Consider the following 14,702-nt stretch of genomic DNA (forward strand, 5'->3'; position numbering starts at 1 on the left):
CATCGCGGCCTTGGGGTGGAGGAGTGGATGGTGAACCGACGCGTGCGGCACTGGCTGTTGGCAGTTGCACTGGCGTTGATCTGCACGATCGGCATGGCGCAGGCGCAACCAGGGGGCGCGAGCGATGCGGTGGCGAAGGACACCCCGCTGCAGCACTTGCCCGCGCTGCGCGGCGACTATTTCCTGCATGCGTCCGCCGCCGTGGGACGCAGTTTCCACATCTACGTGCGGCTGCCGGAGGGCTACGATCCCGATGCGCCGCAGCGCTATCCGGTCGTCTATCTGCTGGACGGGGATTCGCTGTTCCCGATCCTCGCGGCGAACCACCTGTTCCTGACCTACGACGATGGGCTTCCCGAGGCCATCGTGGTCGGCATCGCCTACGGAGGCTTCGAGTCATCGGTCAACCGCCGCGGTTACGATTTTTCCGCACCAGCCGCCGATGCGCGCGAGGACCAGGGCGGTGCGGACCGCTTCCTGGCCTTGCTGCGCGAAGAACTGCTGCCGGAGGTCGAGCGCCGCTATGCCGCGGACCCGATGCGTCGCATCCTGTTCGGGCAGAGCCGTGGCGGGTATTTCGTGCTGTATTCGGCATTCGTCGCGCCTGACCTGTTCTGGGGGCGGATCGCCAGCAATCCCGCGTTCGACCCCGGGCGTGGGCGGTTCTTTGCGGCGCCCCCTGCAGCGGTGCGCGATGACCTGGGGCTGGTTGTCACCAGCGGCGCGCGGGACTGGCCCGCGCTGCGGGAATCGGCGCTGGCCTGGTTCGATGCCTGGCGGGATCGGCAGGATGCGCCCTGGGCGGTGCACCTGCACACGGTTCCGGACGGAACGCACGCTGCCGACAGCGTCAACAGCTATCGAGCGGGCATGGGCTGGCTGTTCGGCAAGCGCGACGGTGGCGCGCGCTGAAAGCGCCGGTCAGGGCGATAGTGTCTGCCGGACCCGCATCGCGCGCTGGGCTTCTTCTTCGTCCAGCGGAGGTGGTCGCGCCGTGGCGCCCTGCACCTGGTGCTTCCATCCGGGCAGTTTCGTGACCTGCTGCGCGGCCATCAGCAGCCCCTGGTTGATCGCGATGTGGACGATGCCGCCCCGCATGCCGATCTCTTCGAGGCTTGGCGGTTCACGCCAGTCGCGCTGGAAGCGGGTGGCGGCGTAGTCGACCGGATTCTCCAGCGCGAACGGGTCGGCGGGCGGCTCGTAGACGCCGATGACGCGCACCGTGCCGAGGTCGCCGGTCGCGGCCCCGTCCGTGCCGGCCTCGTTCGCCGGTGGGGCGTCCTGCGCGACCGCGTGCAGCGGCAGCGAGGCGATGAGCATGATCGATGCTGCGCGAACAGCGGGAGGGAAACGCGCGCTAGCCGGCATCGAAGGGTGTGATCGGCTTGAGCATGCCGTAGCGTTCCCTGGCGGGCTCGCCGGGCAGTGGCGGGAAGTCGAGGGTGTCTTGTTCCAGCCGCGTGTCGGGTAATCGGTCCAGCAGGTCGCGGAGCAGGGTCAGCCGGCCCAGCCGCTGGTCGTTGAAATCGACCAGCGTCCACGGCGCGAACGGCTTGTGCGTGGCTGCGAGCATCGCTTCGCGCGCAAGCGTGTAGTCGTCATAGCGCTTGCGCGCCTCCAGGTCGATGGGCGAGAGCTTCCAGCGCTTGAGCGGATCCTCGTTGCGTTCGGCGAAGCGCTGCTCCTGCTGCGCCTGGTCGCAGCACAGCCAGTACTTGAACAGCAGGATGCCGTCGTCGACCAGTTGCTTCTCGAAGATCGGCGCCTGTTCCAGGAACGCCTGCACCTGCGCGTCGGTGGCGAAGCCCATCACCCGCTCCACGCCGGCGCGGTTGTACCAGCTGCGGTCCAGCAGCACGATTTCGCCTGCCGCCGGCAGGTGCGGCACGTAACGCTGGAAATACCACTGGCCGGATTCGCGTTCGGTGGGTTTGGACAGCGCCACCACATGGCACTGCCGCGGATTGAGGCGCTGCGACACCGCACTGATCGCGCCGCCCTTGCCCGCGGTATCGCGGCCTTCGAATACCACCAGCAGCCGCTTGCCGGTGCGCTGCAGCCAGCGCGCCAGCGCCTCCAGCTCCAGTTGCATGGGCTCCAGTGCGGCTTCGTAGTCCTTGCGCTTGATCGGCTTCATCGTGTCTTCCGTGGCTTGGCGGTGCCGGCCATGCTGCGCGACACCTCCAGCAGCGCACCCTGTTGCCGGGCATTGAGTGCGCGGTAGGCGGCCAGCAGCTCGTGCTCGCCTTTCGTCCGTGCCGGGTCGAGCGTGCTGGCCAGTTCCGCCAGCAAGGCGCCGGCGGGCACGCCGAAGGTGCGGGCGAGGGCGTCCAGTTGTTCCTTCGCCGGCAGTTTCTCGCCGCGCATCCACGCCGATACCGTGGCCACGCCCGCGCGCGGGATGGCGGTGGCGATGTCGGCGACGGTGAGGCCGCGTGACCTGGCGAGCAGGCGCAGGGTCTGGTCGATGCTCACGAGGCTTCCTTCAGGCGTGGCCGCAGGGTGGCGAGGTTGCAGGGCCGGGTACGCGCGTCGAGCTGCGCGCGGATGATCCTGTCCCACGCCGTGCGGCAGGCCGAGGTGGATCCCGGCAGCGCGAACAGGAAGGTCCCGTTGGCCAATCCCGCGAACGCGCGCGACTGCAGCGACGAGGTACCGATCTCCTCGAAGGAGACCGCGCGGAACAGCTCGCCGAAGCCGGGCATCTGCTTGTCCAGCAGCGGCAGCAGCGCCTCGGGCGTGGAATCGCGGCCGGTGAAGCCGGTGCCGCCGGTGACCAGGATGCCGTCCACGGCGGGATCGGCGATCCACTTCGAGACCAGCGCGCGCAGGGCGTAGCGGTCGTCGGGCAGCAGGGTGCGTTCGTGCAGGCGATGGCCTTCGGCCTGCAGCGCGTTGGCGAGGTGGTCGCCGGACGCATCGTCGGCCAGCGTGCGCGTGTCCGAGACGGTGAGGACGCAGAGGTGCAGCGGGATGAAGTCGGCATGTGCGCTCATGCCGCCAGTGTAGGGCGGGCCCCGGCCCGCCGCACCTGCCTGTTGCGTCAGCCAGGCGTCACTTCAATGCCAGCGAATACCACTGGGTATCGTCTTCCGACCAACCCGCGGCGCGATAGGTCGCGCGTGCCGCCTCGTTGCCGCGCCCGGTCTCGAGCGAAATCACGCCCGCACCGTCCTCGCGCGCGAAGCCGGCGGCGGCATCCAGCAGCGCCCGCGCCACGCCCTGGCGGCGCGTCGCTGGCAATACGAAAAGATCGTTGAGGATCCAGCTGCGCGCCATGCGCACCGACGAGAACGACGGATACAGCTGTGCGAAGCCGACGATGTCGCCGCCCTGTCGCGCCACGATCACCTTCGATTCGCCGAAGCGCAGGCGGTTGCGCAGCCAGTCGCGCGCGGCCTCGACGTCCGCCTGTTGCCCGTAGAACTGCCGGTAGGCGTCGAACAGCCGCGACAGCGCGTCGAGGTCGGCGGGCACGGCGTGGGCGATGGTGGCGGGCATGGTCAGGTTCCGTCGGTGAGTCGGGCGAGTTCGTCGGCCTGGTGTTCGCGCGAGAGGCGCTCGATCAGCGCATCGAGGTTGCCCTCCAGCACGTTGGGCAGGTCGTACAGGGTCAGGCCTTCGACGCGATGGTCGGTGATACGGCCCTGTGGGTAGTTGTAGGTGCGGATGCGCTGGCTGCGGTCGCCGCTGCCGACCTGCAGCTTGCGCGTCGCGGCGGTCGCGGCCGCGCGCTTCTCGGCCTCGGCTTCGGCCAGCATCGCCTTCAGCCGCTTCATCGCCTTGTCACGGTTGGCGTGCTGGCTGCGTTCGGTCTGGGATTCCACCACCACGCCGCTGGGCACGTGGGTGATGCGGATCGCCGAATCGGTCTTGTTGACGTGCTGGCCGCCGGCGCCGGACGAGCGGAAGGTATCGACCTTCAGGTCGGCGGGGTTGATCTCGATCGGTTCGCCGTCGTCCTCGACCGCGATGATCGCGACCGTCGCGGCGGAGGTATGGATGCGCCCCTGCGATTCGGTCTCCGGCACGCGCTGCACGCGATGGGTGCCGGATTCGAACTTCAGTTGCGCGTAGGCGCCCGTGCCCTCCACGCGCGCGATGATCTCGCGGTAACCACCATGCTCGCCGGGGTTGGCCGACTCCACCTCCACCCGCCAGCCCTGGCGTTCGGCGTGGCGGCTGTACATGCGGAACAGGTCGCCGGCGAAGATCGCCGCTTCGTCGCCGCCGGTACCGGCGCGGATCTCGAGGTACAGGCCGCCATCGTCGCGCGCGTCGCGCGGGACCAGCAGTGCCATCAGGGTGGCGTCGAGCGTCGCCAGCCGTGCCTGGCCGGCGGCCATTTCCTCGTCGGCCAGCGCACGCAACTCCGGGTCACCGCGCATCGCTTCGGCGGCGGCGAGGTCGTCGCGCGCCTGGCGTTCCCCGGCCAGCGCCACGGCCAGCGGTTCAAGCTGTGCGAACTCACGGGACAGGCTTCGGAACCGGTTGTTGTCGGCGGCAACGGCAGGATCGGCCAACAGCCGTTCCAGTTCGTCGCGGCGTTCGGCAAGGGCTTCGAGTTTGCGGCGCAGGGTGGGGAGCATGGGCGACTTCGGGAAGGAACGGACGGGAGGGTGCGGCGCAGATGGAGCGTCGCTACCCGAGCGTCGGATCCGTCGAGTCGTCGTCCTGCGAGGTGGCAGGCAGCAGCCGCGCAAGGCTGCGTGCGAAGGCATCGTCGCCGCCGCCCAGTGCGGCTTCACGCAAGGCGGCGGTGGGAGGGTGCAGCAGCCGGTTGGTGAGCGAGTGCGCCAAGGCTTCCAGCACGGCCTGCGGGTCCTGGCCTGCGGCCAGCTGCGCGCGTGCCCTGGCCAGCAGTTCGGCACGGGCGGCTTCGCCGTGCGCACGCAGGCGCTTGATCGGTTCGTTGCGCGCACCGGCGGCCAGCGCCTCGCTGTAGCGCGAGACCTGCAGGTCGACGATCGCCTCGGCATCGGCGGCGGCTTCGTGGCGGCCGCGGCGATTGTGCTCGACCGCGCGCTGCAGGTCGTCGACGGTGTAGACGAAGACGTCAGCGAGGTCGGCGACCTCCGGTGCGATGTCGCGCGGCACGGCAAGGTCCATCAGCAACATCGGCCGGTGCTTGCGCGCACGCATCGCGGCTTCGATCTGCGGCTTCGACAGGACCGGGTCGCGACTGGCCGTGGCGGAGAACACCACGTCCGCCAGGAACAGGTGGCGTTCGAGTTCATCCAGCGGCAATGCGACGGCGTTGTGTCGCGCAGCGAGTTCCTGCGCGTGCGCGTAGGTGCGGTTGGCGACCAGCAGTCGCTTCACCTTGGCCTGCGCAAGGTGGCGTGCGGCCAGTTCGATGGTCTCGCCGGCACCGATCAGCAGCACCACGGAATCCGAAGGCCGCGCGAACGACTCCTGCGCCAGCCGCACCGCCAGCGAGGCCACCGACACCGGGCTGTTGCCGATCCGGGTTTCGCTGCGCGCGCGCTTGGCGGTGACGAAGGCGTGCTGGAACAGGCGGTCGAGTTGCCCGCCCAGCGTGCCGGCGCCGCGCGCCATCGCCCAGGCCTGCTTCACCTGGCCGAGGATCTGCGGCTCGCCGAGCACCAGCGAATCCAGGCCGCTGGCGACGCGGAACAGGTGGCGCACGGCGGCATGGTCGCGGTGCAGGTAGAGATAGGCATGCAGGTCGCCATCGCCTTCGGGATGGGTGGCCAGCCAGTCGGCGAGCGCAGCGCCATCGCCCTCGGTGGAGGCGTAAAGCTCGGTACGGTTGCAGGTCGACAGCAGCGCCACCTCGCGCACACCTGGCAACGCGCGCACCGCCGCCAGTGCCCCCGGCACCGCGCTGTCGCCGAACGCGACGCGCTCGCGCAGGGCGACCGGCGCGGTCTGGTGATTGATGCCGATGGCGTGCAGGGTCATGGCTGGCGGGCGGCCCGGGCGGGAGGCAGGACGGCTTCCGGCCCGTTCAGGCGCTTGCGATAAGCTTCCGGTCGATCCCCCATTTTATGCCGCCCGTGCCGCAGATGCCCGCCCGCCGCCGTTCCTGTCGTGCCGCCCGCCTGGCCTTGCTGTTTGGATTGGCCGTGGCTCTACCCGCCTGGGCACAGCCTGCGCCGGACGATCCGCTGCGCGATGACGTGCTGGGTGCCACGATGGCCGGCGAGTACGCCGCGCAGGCGGGGCGGCTGGACGAGGCCATCGACTGGTACCTGGCGGCGGCAAGGGCGTCGGGCGATGACATCGCCCTCGCGGCGCACGCCACCCGACTGGCGCTGCTGGGCAACGACGATCGCCGCGCCGCGCAGGCGCTGGCGCTGTGGCAAGCGCGGGCGCCGCGTACGCTGGACATGCAGGCGGCCCAGGCCGCGCTGGCGATCCGGAACGGCCGCGTGCGTGATGCCCGGCGCACGCTCGAAACCATGCTGCAGGACCCGTCCGGCGCGGGCTGGCGCTTCCTTGGCCCGGTGCTCGCTGCGGCGCGGGATCCGGCGGTATCCGCGCGGGTCCTGCGACAACTGGTTGCCTCCGGCAGCGTGCCGGACAGCCTGCCGGCGTGGCTGTCCCTTGGCGAGATGGCCCAGCGCCTCGACCAGCCGGCGCTGGCCGACGAGATCGGGGCGCGCATCGTGCAACGCTTCCCGGGCGAACCGCGCGTCGCCCTGCTGCGGGCGCGGCAGTTGCGCCTGGCGGGCGACATCGACGGCGCACGCGCCATCCTGGTCGACACCCGCGATGCCGCTCGCCTCGTGCCCGAGCTGCGCTATGCGATTGCGATGGAATACGAGGCGCTCGACGAGCCGCTCTCGGCCGAGCAGGTGCTGGCGGAGGGGCCGCAGGATCCCCGCACCCAGGCGTTGCGCGCCTCGCTGCTGGCGCAGGGCGAGGACAAGGACGCATTGGGCGCGCTGTACGAGGAACTCAAGCGCGGCGCGGGCGATCCCAACCCGATGCAGCGCCTGCTGCTGGGCCAGGTGGCCGAGTACCTCGAGCATCACGGCGAGGCGCTGGACTGGTACCAGAGCGTGCCGGGGGGCGACCAGCGCTGGCAGGCGCGCCTGCGCGCCACCCGCATGTTGCACAAGCTCGAGCGCGGCGACGAGGCCTACGCCGCATTGCGTGCGCTGCAGAACGATGCGTCCGCCATCGAGGAGTTCCGTCGCGTCGCCTACCTGATGGAGGCCGAGCTGCGTGCCGAGGATGGGGATGTCGAAGGCGAGTACGACGCTTATACCCGCGGCTTGGCCGCCTGGCCTGACGAGCCGTCGCTGCTGTACTCCCGCGCACTGATGTGGGAGCGCCGCGACGACATCCCGCGCGCCGAGGCCGACCTGCGCATGATCCTGGTGGCCGATCCCGAGAACGTCGCCGCGCTCAATGCGCTGGGCTATACGCTGGCCGATCGCACCACGCGCTACGAGGAGGCGCTGGAGCTGATCGATCGCGCACGCATCGCAGAGCCGGACAATGCCGCGATCATCGATAGCTATGGCTGGGTGCTGTACCGCCTGGGCCGCAAGGAGGAGGCGCTGGTGCACCTGCGGCGCGCGTACACGATGCAGAAGGACGCCGAAATCGCCGCGCACGTCGCCGAGGTGCTGTGGGAACTGGGTCGCCGCGACGAGGCGCGCAAGTACTTCGACGAAGCGCGCAAGCTCGATCCCGACAACCGCTCGCTGCTGCGGGCGCTGGCGAATACCGGCGCATGAATCGGTTGTTTCCTCGTTTCGCCATCACGTGCGTCGTTGCGATGGCCCTGTCGGCCTGCGCGACGCAGCCGCGACGCCCCGCCGGCCCGGCCGACGAGGCGGCCGCGCGCATGCACGACCAGCAGCGCGCGGCGATCACCGGCTGGCAGCTGTCGGGCCGGCTTGCGGTGTCGAGCGGATCGCAGGGCGGAAGCGGGCGCATCGAGTGGTCGCAGGACGGGGATCGTTACGTCATTTCGCTGAGCGCGCCGGTCACGCGCCAGAGTTGGCGGCTGACCGGCGATCCGACGGGTGCACGGCTCGAGGGCGTGGAGGGCGGTCCGCTGGAAGGCGACGATTCCGAAAGAATGCTGCTGGCTGCGACCGGCTGGCGCATCCCGGTCCGGGCCATGGTGGCCTGGGTGCGGGGGATCGCGGCCAGCGAGGACATGGCCGCGCCAGCGCGCGTAGTGCATGGCGCCGACAACTTGCCGGCCAGCCTGGAGCAGCTTGGCTGGCGGATCGATTATCGCGACTGGCACCCTGCTGCGACGGACCGGCCGGCGCTGCCGCGCAGGATGGACGTGGTGGACGCGGCGCGCGGCGATGCCCGGGTGCGACTGATCGTCGACCAATGGCAGGTCACGCAGGCGCAGGCCGTGCAGCCCGGTATCGGAATCGAGATGCTCGACGCGGCGGGTGAGCTGGCGGCAGCGCTGGCCAGGCTGGACCTGGAGGATCCCGCCGCCGACCTGCGACGGCAGGTGGCCGGAGGTGACCTGCGCCCACTGGTGGTCTGCGGGTTCGCTTGCCTTGCCCCGGGCGATCCGGAGGGGGTGTTGCCCGAGGGCGAGGTCCGCATCCTCGATGGCAGCGGCGACGTGGTGCTGGGCGACCGGCACCTGCGGTTGAAGCACAAGGCCGAGGCCTATGCGCGGGCGTACAACCAGGCGCTGGTCGCCTGGCATACCGAGGCCGAGGGCGCGCCCGTCGCCCGGCCCGGACGCGTGGACTGAGATCGATGACGGCGGCAAGCGAGGGCGGCTGGACCACGTGGCCGGCGCCGGCCAAGCTGAACCTGTGCCTGCAGGTCGTGGGTCGCCGGGCCGACGGCTACCACCTGCTGCAGACCGTATTCAGGCTGCTCGATTGGGGCGATCGCATTCGTCTCCGGATTCGCAGCGATGGCATGATCGAGCGCGTTGGTGCCTCCGCGCCCGGCGTCCAGGCAAGCGACGACTTGACCATTCGTGCAGCCAAATTGCTGCAAGCATCTACAAATTGTGGGCAAGGTGCAGACATCTGCATCGAAAAGCATGTTCCCGCGGGAGGGGGGTTCGGCGGAGGCTCGTCGGACGCAGCCACAGTGCTGCGTGCGCTGGACCGGCTGTGGGGCCTCGATCTTGGCGACGAGCGACTGGCCGAGCTGGGGCTGGCGCTGGGCGCGGACGTGCCGGTGTTCGTGCGCGGGCGCAACGCCTGGGCCGAAGGCGTGGGTGAGCTGCTGGAGCCGCTGGACCTGCCTCCGGCCTGGTACGTGCTGGCCGACCCCGGTGTCCACGTGCCCACCGCGGCGCTGTTCCAAGCACCTGAATTGACGAGGAATGCTGCACCCGCGACAATATCCGACTTCGTTTCGGGTGCTCCGCTCGGCAATGCGTTCGAGCCGGTGCTGCGCTCCCGCGAACCGGCCGTCGAGGCCATGTTCGCGGCATTGTCGCAGGTCGGTTCGCCACGCCTGACCGGGTCGGGCAGCGGCTGCTTCGTCGAATTCGCCACGCGCGAGTCCGCCGAAGTCGCGCTTGCGACGTTGCCGGCCGGCGTGAACGCGTGGCTTGCGGCGGGCGTGGCGCGGTCGCCGCTGCTGGACGCACTCGACGCGAAGACGCTGTAGGGGCGTCGCCAAGCGGTTAAGGCACCAGGTTTTGATCCTGGCATGCGTAGGTTCGAATCCTTCCGCCCCTGCCACACACCATGCAACGTCTGCGCGGCATCCTTTGCGCAGCGCTGCCAACCGCACGGTCAGAGCGAAGCGGAGTCGTCGAAATGAAGGAAGATCGCAACCTGTTGATCTTCTCGGGCAATGCGAACAGGCCGCTGGCACAGGCGATCTGTCGCGAACTCGGGGTCAGGCAGGGCAAGGCGCTGGTGTCGACGTTCTCGGACGGCGAGGTCCAGGTCGAGATCGAGGAGAACGTGCGCCGGCAGGACGTGTTCGTGGTGCAGTCCACGTGCGCGCCCACCGCCGAGCACTTCATGGAGCTGATGGCGCTGGTCGATGCGCTCAAGCGCGCGTCGGCGTCCAGCGTCACCGCGGTGGTGCCGTACTTCGGCTACGCGCGGCAGGACCGTCGCCTGCGCTCGTCGCGGGTGCCGATCACGGCCAAGGTGGCGGCGAAGATGTTCGATGCGGTCGGGACCGACGGCGTGCTGACCGTGGACCTGCACGCCGACCAGATCCAGGGCTTCTTCGACATCCCGGTCGACAATGTGTATGCGTCGCCGCTGTTGCTCGCCGATGTCTGGCGCGCGCACGGCACCGACAACCTGATCGTGGTCTCGCCGGACGTCGGCGGCGTGGTGCGCGCCCGGGCGATCGCCAAGCGCCTCGACGACGCGGACCTGGCGATCATCGACAAGCGCCGTCCACGCGCCAACGTGGCCACGGTGATGAACATCATCGGCGACGTGCAGGGCAAGACCTGCGTGCTGGTGGACGACATCGTCGATACCGCCGGCACGTTGTGCGCGGCAGCCGCGGCGCTGAAGGCCGAGGGCGCGACCAAGGTGGTCGCGTACTGCACGCACCCGGTGCTGTCGGGTGCGGCGATCGACAACCTGAACAAGTCGCAGCTCGACGAGCTGGTGGTGACCGACACCATCCCGCTCTCCGAAGCCGCCAAGGCCTGCGGACGCATCCGCCAGCTCAGCGTCGCCGAGCTGCTGGCCGAAACCATCCGCCGGATCGCATTCGGCGAATCCGTCAGTTCGCTGTACCTGGACTGACACTTCCACTCACCTGGTCGCGGGTGAGTGTCATCGACCGCCGCGAGGCGGTTCCATTGCAAGCAAAGAGAGACAAGCAACATGGCAACGACACATGAAATCAAGGTCGAGCGCCGCGAAGACGAAGGGAAGGGTGCGAGCCGCCGCCTTCGTCACGCCGCCAAGATCCCCGCCATCGTCTACGGTGGCGAACTCAAGCCGGTCAGCATCCAGCTCGACCACGAAACCGTCTGGCTGGCCAGCCAGAACGAATGGTTCTATTCGTCGATCCTCGACCTGAGCCTGGGCGGCGACGTGCAGAAGGTCCTGCTGCGCGACATGCAGCGCCATCCGTACAAGCAGCTGATCATGCACCTGGACTTCCAGCGCGTGAACGACAACGAGACGCTGCGCACGTCGGTGCCGCTGCACTTCCTCAACGAGGACACCTCGCCCGCCGGCAAGTCCTCCGACGTGGTGGTGATGCACGAGCTCAACGAAGTGGAAGTCGAGTGCCTGCCGAAGGACCTGCCGGAGTACCTCGAGATCGACCTGGCGGCGTTGTCGGTCGGTGACATCGTGCACCTGTCGGACATCAAGCTGCCGAAGGGCGTCGAGATCCCGGCGCTGAAGCAGGGCAAGGAGCACGACGTGGCGGTGGTCATCGCCAAGCACGGCCAGGAAGACGTGGTCGAGGACGAAGCCGCCGAAGAGGGCGCCGAAGTCCCGGCCAGCAAGGTCGCGAAGGACGACGACAAGTAATCCGTGCCGGCCTGCGGCCCCGGAACGGAGCCGCGGGTCCGCATTCCTGCGATGGATGGATTGCGACTCATCGTCGGCCTGGGCAACCCGGGCCGGGAGCATGAACGGGACCGGCACAATGCCGGTTTCCGTTTTGTGGACACGCTTGCGGACAAGGCGGGTGTGCGTTTCGCCGTGGACGCCAAGCTGTTCGGCGAGGTGGCGAAGGTGGACGTGGCCGGTCGGGCGCTGTGGCTGCTGAAGCCGGCGACCTACATGAACCTCAGCGGCAAGTCGGTCATGGCCGCGCTGCGCTTCTGGAAGATCGAGCCGGAACAGGCGCTGCTGGCGCATGACGAGCTGGACCTGCCGCCGGGCGTGGCGCGCCTGAAGTTCGATGGCGGGCATGGCGGCCAGAACGGCCTGCGGGACACGATGAAACTGCTGGGGCATGGCCGGTTCCACCGGCTGCGCATCGGCATCGGCCACCCGGGGCACAAGGACCGCGTGACCGGATGGGTGCTGGGCAAGCCGGGCACGGATGACGAGATCATGATCGGACGCGCCATCGACGACGCGATCGACGTGCTGCCACTGGCGATGCAAGGCGATTTCAACGAAGCGATGAAGCGGTTGCACACGGGCAAGCCTTGATTCGTGATTGGTGATTGCCGGTTCTGCGAGGCGCGGCCTCGCTTCTTCGAATCGGCAATCACGAATCACCAACCCGGACTCCCATGGGCATCCAATGCGGCATCGTCGGCCTGCCGAACGTCGGCAAGTCGACCCTTTTCAACGCACTGACCAAGGCGGGCATCGCCGCGGCCAACTTCCCGTTCTGCACCATCGAGCCGAACGTGGGGGTGGTGCCGGTGCCCGACCCGCGGCTGGGTGCGCTGGCCAGCATCGTCAAGCCCGAGAAGGTGGTGCCGACGGCGGTCGAGTTCGTCGACATCGCCGGGCTGGTCGCGGGTGCCGCCAGCGGCGAAGGCCTGGGCAACAAGTTCCTGGCGCACATCCGCGAGGTGGACGCGATCACCCATGTGGTGCGCTGCTTCGAGAACGACGACGTGATCCATGTCGCCAACAAGGTCGACCCGATTGCCGACATCGAGACGATCGATACCGAGCTGGCGCTGGCCGACCTGGATTCGGTGGACAAGGCCATCGCGCGCTACGAGCGCGTGGCCAAAAGCGGCGACAAGGATGCCAAGGGCCGCATCGAGGTGCTGCAGAAGCTGCGTGCGGTGCTGGACGACGGCAAGCCGGCGCGTTCGGTGGCGCTGACGGACGAGGAACGCGTACTGGTGCGCGAACTGTTCCTACTGACCATGAAGCCGGTGCTGTACATCGCCAACGTGCTCGAGGACGGCTTCGAGAACAATCCGCACCTCGACGCCGTGCGCGCACGTGCCGCGGGCGAGGGTGCCGAAGTCGTGCCGGTGTCGGCGGCAATCGAGGAAGAACTGTCGCAGCTGGACGATGCCGACCGCGACGAGTTCCTCAAGGACCTCGGCCTCGAGGAGCCGGGCCTGAATCGCGTGATCCGTGCGGCCTACACGTTGCTCGGGCTGCAGACCTATTTCACCGCCGGGGTGAAGGAAGTGCGGGCCTGGACGGTGAAGGCCGGCGCGACCGCGCCGCAGGCCGCTGCGGTGATCCATACCGATTTCGAGAAGGGCTTCATCCGCGCCGAGACCATCGCCTACGACGACTACATCCGCCTCAAGGGCGAGGCCGGTGCGCGCGAAGCCGGTCGCCTGCGCCTGGAGGGCAAGGAGTACCGCGTGCAGGAAGGCGACGTGCTGCATTTCCGGTTCAACGTCTGAGGCCACCGGCATGAAACCTGCATCCGACACCATGGTGACGCCGTCGACGGGCCTGCGCGCACGCGTCGCGCTGTGGGTCGAATCCGCGGCGGTGCAGCGGTTCGTGATCGCAGTGATCGTGCTGAACGCCGCGATCCTGGGCATGGAAACCTCGCCGGCCCTGCGCGCGTCGATCGGTCCATGGCTGCTCCTGCTGGACCATGCCTGCCTGGCGATTTTCGTGGTGGAGCTGGCGTTGAAGCTGTGGGGCCATGGCCCGCGCTTCTTCCGCAGCGGCTGGAACGTGTTCGACCTGCTGGTCGTCGGAATCGCGCTGGTCCCGGCATCCGGTCCGTTCGCGGTGCTGCGGGTGCTGCGGGTGCTGCGGGTGCTGCGGCTGGCATCGATGATGCCGCAGCTGCGTTTCGTGGTGGAGGCGCTGCTGCGGGCGATCCCGGGCATCGGTGCCATCGCGGGGCTGATGATGATCCTGTTCTACGTGGCCGCGGTGGTGGCCACCGGCATGTTCGCCGCCAGTTTCCCGGACTGGTTCGGCAGCCTGGGCAAGTCGCTGTACACGCTGTTCCAGATCATGACCCTGGAAAGCTGGTCGATGGGCATCGTGCGCCCGGTCATGCAGGCCTATCCCTGGGCCTGGGCGTTCTTCGTGCCCTTCATCCTGCTGGCCACGTTCACCATGTTGAACCTGTTCATCGCCATCATCGTCAACACCATGCAGACCCTGCACGACGGGGAAGCGCCGTCCGGTGAGGGTGCCCAGGCGGGCGCAGTCGCGGCGCCGCTGGCCCCGGCCGCCAGCGTCGAGCAGGGGCAGGCCCTCGAGGCGCTGCGACATGAAATCCATCGGTTGCGGCAGGACGTGGCCGCCCTTCGTGCCCCCGTCGGGAACGAAGGTGGCGATGCGCGTTGACAGGGCCGCGGGCCGCCCTCAAAATAACGGGCTGTTTGACGGGTTTGCGACGACCGGAGGGATACCCAAGCGGCCAACGGGGGCAGACTGTAAATCTGCTGGCTTACGCCTTCGGTGGTTCGAATCCACCTCCCTCCACCAGTCCGCACACCTGCAAGCGTTCCGCCCGGTGCGGGAGTAGTTCAATGGTAGAACTGTAGCCTTCCAAGCTACTAGCGCGGGTTCGATTCCCGTCTCCCGCTCCACCATTGGTTGTTCCAGCATTGCAATTGGGCACCACGCACCACACATCACCGCTCACGTAGCTCAGTCGGTAGAGCACCTCCTTGGTAAGGAGGAGGTCGATGGTTCGATTCCATTCGTGAGCACCACCTTCGCCGCGCAAGCGGCACCCCGCAACAATCCAACCGATCCGAGACAGATAGCCATGGCAAAGGGTAAGTTCGAGCGCACCAAGCCCCACGTGAACGTGGGCACGATTGGCCACGTGGACCACGGCAAGACGACGCTGACGGCGGCGCTGACGAAGATCGGCGCGGAGCGTTT

Annotated in this window: 17 protein-coding genes and 4 tRNA genes; 14 read left to right on the plus strand and 7 right to left on the minus strand. The window is 68.6% G+C overall.

Annotated elements, in window-relative coordinates; all coding sequences use genetic code 11:
- The first annotated feature begins 30 nt into the window (after positions 1 to 30).
- Positions 31 to 912, plus strand: a complete 882-nt coding sequence (locus E2F46_RS14580) for an alpha/beta hydrolase (protein WP_207949591.1) — start codon at positions 31 to 33, stop codon at positions 910 to 912.
- Positions 913 to 921: 9 nt separating this feature from the next.
- Here E2F46_RS14580 and E2F46_RS14585 read toward each other — a convergent pair whose 3' ends face one another.
- Genes E2F46_RS14585 through hemA form a run of 7 tightly spaced genes read right to left on the minus strand, consistent with a single transcriptional unit; the run spans position 922 to position 5,925 of the window.
- Entirely contained in the window at positions 922 to 1,320 is a 399-nt protein-coding gene (locus E2F46_RS14585) for a hypothetical protein (RefSeq protein WP_133323316.1), read from the minus strand.
- A gap of 37 nt (positions 1,321 to 1,357) precedes the next feature.
- On the minus strand, positions 1,358 to 2,137 hold the full coding sequence (ppk2, locus tag E2F46_RS14590) for a polyphosphate kinase 2 (RefSeq protein ID WP_133323317.1): 780 nt from the start codon (positions 2,135 to 2,137) through the stop codon (positions 1,358 to 1,360).
- The gene (locus E2F46_RS14595; RefSeq protein ID WP_133323318.1) at positions 2,134 to 2,475 is read right to left on the minus strand and encodes a helix-turn-helix domain-containing protein; all 342 of its coding nucleotides are present in this window, start codon (positions 2,473 to 2,475) and stop codon (positions 2,134 to 2,136) included. Before E2F46_RS14595 ends, ppk2 begins: the two co-directional genes overlap by 4 nt.
- Positions 2,472 to 2,996 (minus strand): molybdenum cofactor biosynthesis protein B, encoded by a 525-nt coding sequence (gene moaB / locus E2F46_RS14600; protein WP_133323319.1) that lies wholly within the window; start codon positions 2,994 to 2,996, stop codon positions 2,472 to 2,474. The genes E2F46_RS14595 and moaB overlap by 4 nt, the downstream gene beginning before the upstream one ends.
- A 58-nt stretch (positions 2,997 to 3,054) precedes the next feature.
- The gene (locus E2F46_RS14605; protein ID WP_133323320.1) at positions 3,055 to 3,501 is read right to left on the minus strand and encodes a GNAT family N-acetyltransferase; all 447 of its coding nucleotides are present in this window, start codon (positions 3,499 to 3,501) and stop codon (positions 3,055 to 3,057) included.
- A gap of 2 nt (positions 3,502 to 3,503) precedes the next feature.
- The gene (gene prfA / locus E2F46_RS14610; protein ID WP_133323321.1) at positions 3,504 to 4,589 is read right to left on the minus strand and encodes a peptide chain release factor 1; all 1,086 of its coding nucleotides are present in this window, start codon (positions 4,587 to 4,589) and stop codon (positions 3,504 to 3,506) included.
- Between the two features lie 52 nt (positions 4,590 to 4,641).
- A complete protein-coding gene (gene hemA, locus E2F46_RS14615) occupies positions 4,642 to 5,925 on the minus strand; it encodes a glutamyl-tRNA reductase (RefSeq protein ID WP_133323322.1) in 1,284 nt (427 codons plus the stop codon).
- 104 nt (positions 5,926 to 6,029) lie between these two features.
- Between hemA and E2F46_RS14620 the strand changes: the two genes are divergently transcribed.
- The 13 genes from E2F46_RS14620 to E2F46_RS14680 all read left to right on the plus strand — a co-directional run.
- Positions 6,030 to 7,712, plus strand: coding sequence for a tetratricopeptide repeat protein (locus E2F46_RS14620; RefSeq protein WP_133323323.1), 1,683 nt, complete (start codon positions 6,030 to 6,032; stop codon positions 7,710 to 7,712).
- Positions 7,709 to 8,707, plus strand: coding sequence for a lipoprotein insertase outer membrane protein LolB (gene lolB, locus E2F46_RS14625; protein WP_133323324.1), 999 nt, complete (start codon positions 7,709 to 7,711; stop codon positions 8,705 to 8,707). The genes E2F46_RS14620 and lolB overlap by 4 nt, the downstream gene beginning before the upstream one ends.
- A 5-nt stretch (positions 8,708 to 8,712) precedes the next feature.
- Positions 8,713 to 9,585 carry a 4-(cytidine 5'-diphospho)-2-C-methyl-D-erythritol kinase gene (ispE, locus tag E2F46_RS14630; RefSeq protein ID WP_133323325.1) on the plus strand — a complete coding sequence of 291 codons (873 nt, stop codon included), beginning with the start codon at positions 8,713 to 8,715 and terminating at the stop codon, positions 9,583 to 9,585.
- Positions 9,584 to 9,659: transfer RNA gene (locus E2F46_RS14635), tRNA-Gln, on the plus strand. Before ispE ends, E2F46_RS14635 begins: the two co-directional genes overlap by 2 nt.
- A 78-nt stretch (positions 9,660 to 9,737) precedes the next feature.
- Positions 9,738 to 10,697, plus strand: a complete 960-nt coding sequence (locus E2F46_RS14640; protein WP_133323326.1) for a ribose-phosphate diphosphokinase — start codon at positions 9,738 to 9,740, stop codon at positions 10,695 to 10,697.
- Positions 10,698 to 10,778: 81 nt separating this feature from the next.
- The gene (locus E2F46_RS14645) at positions 10,779 to 11,438 is read left to right on the plus strand and encodes a 50S ribosomal protein L25/general stress protein Ctc (RefSeq protein WP_133323327.1); all 660 of its coding nucleotides are present in this window, start codon (positions 10,779 to 10,781) and stop codon (positions 11,436 to 11,438) included.
- A 51-nt stretch (positions 11,439 to 11,489) separates the two neighbouring features.
- A complete protein-coding gene (pth, locus tag E2F46_RS14650; RefSeq protein WP_133323328.1) occupies positions 11,490 to 12,071 on the plus strand; it encodes an aminoacyl-tRNA hydrolase in 582 nt (193 codons plus the stop codon).
- Between the two features lie 83 nt (positions 12,072 to 12,154).
- Positions 12,155 to 13,246: a redox-regulated ATPase YchF gene (ychF, locus tag E2F46_RS14655; protein ID WP_133323329.1), complete on the plus strand. Its 1,092-nt coding sequence runs from the start codon at positions 12,155 to 12,157 to the stop codon at positions 13,244 to 13,246.
- Positions 13,247 to 13,256: 10 nt separating this feature from the next.
- On the plus strand, positions 13,257 to 14,156 hold the full coding sequence (locus E2F46_RS14660; protein WP_207949592.1) for an ion transporter: 900 nt from the start codon (positions 13,257 to 13,259) through the stop codon (positions 14,154 to 14,156).
- Positions 14,157 to 14,211: 55 nt separating this feature from the next.
- A tRNA-Tyr gene (locus E2F46_RS14665) sits at positions 14,212 to 14,297 on the plus strand.
- 30 nt (positions 14,298 to 14,327) lie between these two features.
- Positions 14,328 to 14,401: transfer RNA gene (locus tag E2F46_RS14670), tRNA-Gly, on the plus strand.
- Between the two features lie 50 nt (positions 14,402 to 14,451).
- Positions 14,452 to 14,527: transfer RNA gene (locus tag E2F46_RS14675), tRNA-Thr, on the plus strand.
- Positions 14,518 to 14,702: GTP-binding protein (locus tag E2F46_RS14680; RefSeq protein ID WP_133323330.1), on the plus strand; the 185-nt coding region annotated here is incomplete at its 3' end. The genes E2F46_RS14675 and E2F46_RS14680, both read left to right, overlap by 10 nt.

This window comes from Luteimonas aestuarii (assembly GCF_004357985.1).
In the GTDB taxonomy this organism is placed as follows: Bacteria; Pseudomonadota; Gammaproteobacteria; order Xanthomonadales; family Xanthomonadaceae; genus Luteimonas; species Luteimonas aestuarii.

Excerpts from the sequence above, each read along its gene's own strand:
- moaB (WP_133323319.1), bottom strand. The coding sequence starts at position 2,996 with ATGAGCGCACATGCCGACTTCATCCCGCTGCACCTCTGCGTCCTCACC.
- ychF (WP_133323329.1), top strand. The coding sequence starts at position 12,155 with ATGGGCATCCAATGCGGCATCGTCGGCCTGCCGAACGTCGGCAAGTCG.
- E2F46_RS14645 (WP_133323327.1), top strand. The coding sequence starts at position 10,779 with ATGGCAACGACACATGAAATCAAGGTCGAGCGCCGCGAAGACGAAGGG.
- E2F46_RS14620 (WP_133323323.1), top strand. The coding sequence starts at position 6,030 with ATGCCCGCCCGCCGCCGTTCCTGTCGTGCCGCCCGCCTGGCCTTGCTG.
- E2F46_RS14660 (WP_207949592.1), top strand. The coding sequence starts at position 13,257 with ATGAAACCTGCATCCGACACCATGGTGACGCCGTCGACGGGCCTGCGC.
- E2F46_RS14585 (WP_133323316.1), bottom strand. The coding sequence starts at position 1,320 with ATGCTCATCGCCTCGCTGCCGCTGCACGCGGTCGCGCAGGACGCCCCA.
- E2F46_RS14605 (WP_133323320.1), bottom strand. The coding sequence starts at position 3,501 with ATGCCCGCCACCATCGCCCACGCCGTGCCCGCCGACCTCGACGCGCTG.
- lolB (WP_133323324.1), top strand. The coding sequence starts at position 7,709 with ATGAATCGGTTGTTTCCTCGTTTCGCCATCACGTGCGTCGTTGCGATG.
- ispE (WP_133323325.1), top strand. The coding sequence starts at position 8,713 with ATGACGGCGGCAAGCGAGGGCGGCTGGACCACGTGGCCGGCGCCGGCC.
- ppk2 (WP_133323317.1), bottom strand. The coding sequence starts at position 2,137 with ATGAAGCCGATCAAGCGCAAGGACTACGAAGCCGCACTGGAGCCCATG.
- pth (WP_133323328.1), top strand. The coding sequence starts at position 11,490 with ATGGATGGATTGCGACTCATCGTCGGCCTGGGCAACCCGGGCCGGGAG.
- hemA (WP_133323322.1), bottom strand. The coding sequence starts at position 5,925 with ATGACCCTGCACGCCATCGGCATCAATCACCAGACCGCGCCGGTCGCC.
- E2F46_RS14640 (WP_133323326.1), top strand. The coding sequence starts at position 9,738 with ATGAAGGAAGATCGCAACCTGTTGATCTTCTCGGGCAATGCGAACAGG.
- prfA (WP_133323321.1), bottom strand. The coding sequence starts at position 4,589 with ATGCTCCCCACCCTGCGCCGCAAACTCGAAGCCCTTGCCGAACGCCGC.